We start from the raw sequence: 2,695 nt of genomic DNA, 5'->3' as shown, positions 1-2,695 counted from the left end.
GTAAACGCGATTTTTGGGTCACCTATGAATCGGGGGAGCGCTTAGGCAGGTTGTGTCCACAAGCAACGTAATGGACACAACGCGATGGATGATGTGAGCGAGGCCCGGCTATTGAGGGTGTTGCGTGCTGGTAGAGGCGGAAAACGGGAGTTTGATCCGGCATCGAAAGCAAGGTTGTTGGAGGCCTGCCTGATGCCCGGGGTCTCGATATCGAAACTGGCGCTTGAGAACGGTATCAATGCCAACCTGCTGCGGACTTGGATCCGCAAACAGCGTCAGTCGAAAGCTCCGGCCTTGGTCGCACCTTCGGCGCCGGCGAAAGTGTCGACGTTCATTCCGGTCATAGAGGCGCGAGCTGCGCGGATTGCCGATGGCGATAGCAAACCGAGCGGTTTGAGCGACCCACCGATGGAACGGCGGGAACGATCGATTATTGCCGCCGGCGATGGCGCGGCATCAGGGCTGAGAGCGAAGGTCTCACTGCCGAACGGTGTGACGCTTTCGGTGGAACTGGACGACGCGTCAATGATAGCGGCCATGATCGGAGCTTTGGGCAATGTTCCGTCTGTCGGCTGATGTGCAGGTTTATCTTCATCGCGATCCGGTCGACTTCAGGGCCGGGATCGACAGCCTTGCCATTCTGGTGGAGCAGTCGATGGCGCTTGATCCTTTTGCGCGGGCTGTCTTTGCTTTCTGCAACCGTCGCAGGGACCGGGTGAAGCTTTTGTTTTTTGATCGGTCAGGCTTCGTCTTGATTTTGAAGCGTCTTGAGGAAGACCGGTTTTGCTGGCCAAAGCGCCGGGATGCCGTGGCGCATCTGACGACGGAACAGCTTCATTGGCTGCTCGACGGTATCGATATTGAAGCCGTGGCCCGGCACCCGATACGTCAGTATGTCAGCGCCGGCGCAGATGTGCAGCAGCACTTCGATACGCCTATGCTGCCCGAGCGGTCTTCGGGATAGGCGCGGCCAAAAAATCGTTGACGTCAATAGCTTGTTCCGATTCAAAACTGGAATGACTCGCACGAACCATCCAGACGTCGAAGCCTTGCTGGCCCAGCTTGCGGCAAGCGCGGCCGAGATTGCCGCGTTGAAGGCCGAGAAGGAGGCTTTATCACAGCGCGTCAGCGTCCTGGAGGAAGAGCTGCGGCTGGCGCAGCAGCACCGCTTTGCGCCCCGAAGCGAAAAGCATATGGACCGCCTGTTCAACGAGGCCGAACAGGACGCCGACGCCACCCCTGATGTCGATGGTGATCTTGACGCCGACCTTGCCGACCTCGACACCGTCGATCTTCCCGATACGGGCTTACCGGAGCCTCGAGAGCCCGAGAGCCGCAAACGCGGCCGCCGACCCCTGCCGGCCGATCTGCCGCGCGAACGCGTCGAGTACGACCTGCCGGAAGATGGAAAACTGTGCCCGTGCTGCCGAAACCCGCTTCACCGGATGGGCGAGGCGATGAGCGAACAACTGCATATCGAGATCAAGGCGAAAGTCCTGCAGAATGTCCGGTTCAAATACGCCTGCAGGCATTGCGACCGCACCGGCATCAAGACGCCGATGGTGCTCGCCCCCATGCCGGCCCAGCCTTTGCCAGGCAGCGTGGCGACGCCCGCGACCCTGGCGCTGATGCTGGCCAACAAATATGTCGATGGCACGCCGCTCTATCGGCTATCGCAGGCGCTTGGCCGCACCAACGTGTCCGTCAGTCGCGGTGCGATCGCAAACTGGGTGATCCGGTCGAGCGAGTTGCATCTGCAGCGCGTCTACGATGTCCTGAAAGAAAAGCTGCGCCTGCAGCCCCTGATCCACGGCGACGAAACCTTCGTCCAGGTCTTGAAGGAAGAAGGCCGGCAGGCGCAGGACACCTCTTACATGTGGGCATTCCGCAGCGGCCAGGACAGCGAGGAACCGATCGTGCTGTTCGACTACCAGCCTGGCCGCGGCCAGAAATATCCGCAAGCCTTCCTCGGCGATTATCGCGGCCTGCTGATGAGTGACGGTTACGAGGCATGGCGAACGCTCAAGGGCGCCACCCATTATGGCTGCATGGCGCATGCACGACGAAAGTTTACCGATGCGCTCAAGGCGATGAAGAAGCCGGGCGGACCGCCGCTTCAGGCGCTGGCTTTCTTCGAGGCGCTCTACAAGGTCGAGAGACTGGCGCGGGAAACCAGCCCGGATAGCGGCGAAACGCAAGCCGATCTCACCCGTCGAATGCGTCAGACGCACAGCCTTCCGGTATTGGCAGCCTTCAGGAAATGGCTCGACGACATCGCACCCAAGGTGCTGCCAAAAGGCAAGCTCGGCAAGGCCATCTCATACACCCGCAATCAATGGGACTATCTGATCCGCTATGTCGAAAACGGACACGCGCCGATCGACAACAACCTGCTCGAGCGCGACATCAGGCCGTTTTGCACCGGACGAAAAAGCTGGCTGTTCAGCGACACACCTGCCGGCGCCAAAGCCAGTGCAGTCATCTATAGCCTGGTTCTCACCTGCCGCGCCTGCGGTATCGATCCCTACGTCTGGCTGCGCCACGCTCTGACCGAACTGCCCCAGCGCCCGACCGAGGCCGACATTACCGACCTACTACCCTTCAACTTCGCAAAGGCTCAAGCCGCCCCCTGAGCCGATAGCCGCGCCACGCTTGTTCACACATCTCTGCGGCAGGACCTGAAAATCGCGCTTAC

3 protein-coding genes are annotated in these 2,695 nt (G+C 60.4%); all 3 read left to right on the top strand.

Annotated features, from left to right (window positions below):
* Positions 1–84: 84 nt before the first annotated feature.
* Genes tnpA through tnpC form a run of 3 tightly spaced genes read left to right on the top strand, consistent with a single transcriptional unit; the run spans position 85 to position 2,633 of the window.
* Entirely contained in the window at positions 85–576 is a 492-nt protein-coding gene (tnpA, locus tag DES43_RS22100) for an IS66-like element accessory protein TnpA (protein ID WP_133676453.1), read from the top strand.
* Complete coding sequence (tnpB, locus tag DES43_RS22095; protein WP_133676451.1) at positions 557–964, top strand: IS66 family insertion sequence element accessory protein TnpB; 408 nt, start codon at positions 557–559, stop codon at positions 962–964. The genes tnpA and tnpB overlap by 20 nt, the downstream gene beginning before the upstream one ends.
* A 52-nt stretch (positions 965–1,016) precedes the next feature.
* The gene (gene tnpC, locus DES43_RS22090) at positions 1,017–2,633 is read left to right on the top strand and encodes an IS66 family transposase (RefSeq protein WP_133676455.1); all 1,617 of its coding nucleotides are present in this window, start codon (positions 1,017–1,019) and stop codon (positions 2,631–2,633) included.
* Positions 2,634–2,695 lie beyond the last annotated feature (62 nt).

The sequence above is a fragment of the Aquamicrobium defluvii genome (genome assembly GCF_004363725.1).
GTDB classification, from domain to species: domain Bacteria; phylum Pseudomonadota; class Alphaproteobacteria; order Rhizobiales; family Rhizobiaceae; genus Mesorhizobium; species Mesorhizobium defluvii.
This window is presented reverse-complemented; position numbering and strand designations above follow the sequence as displayed.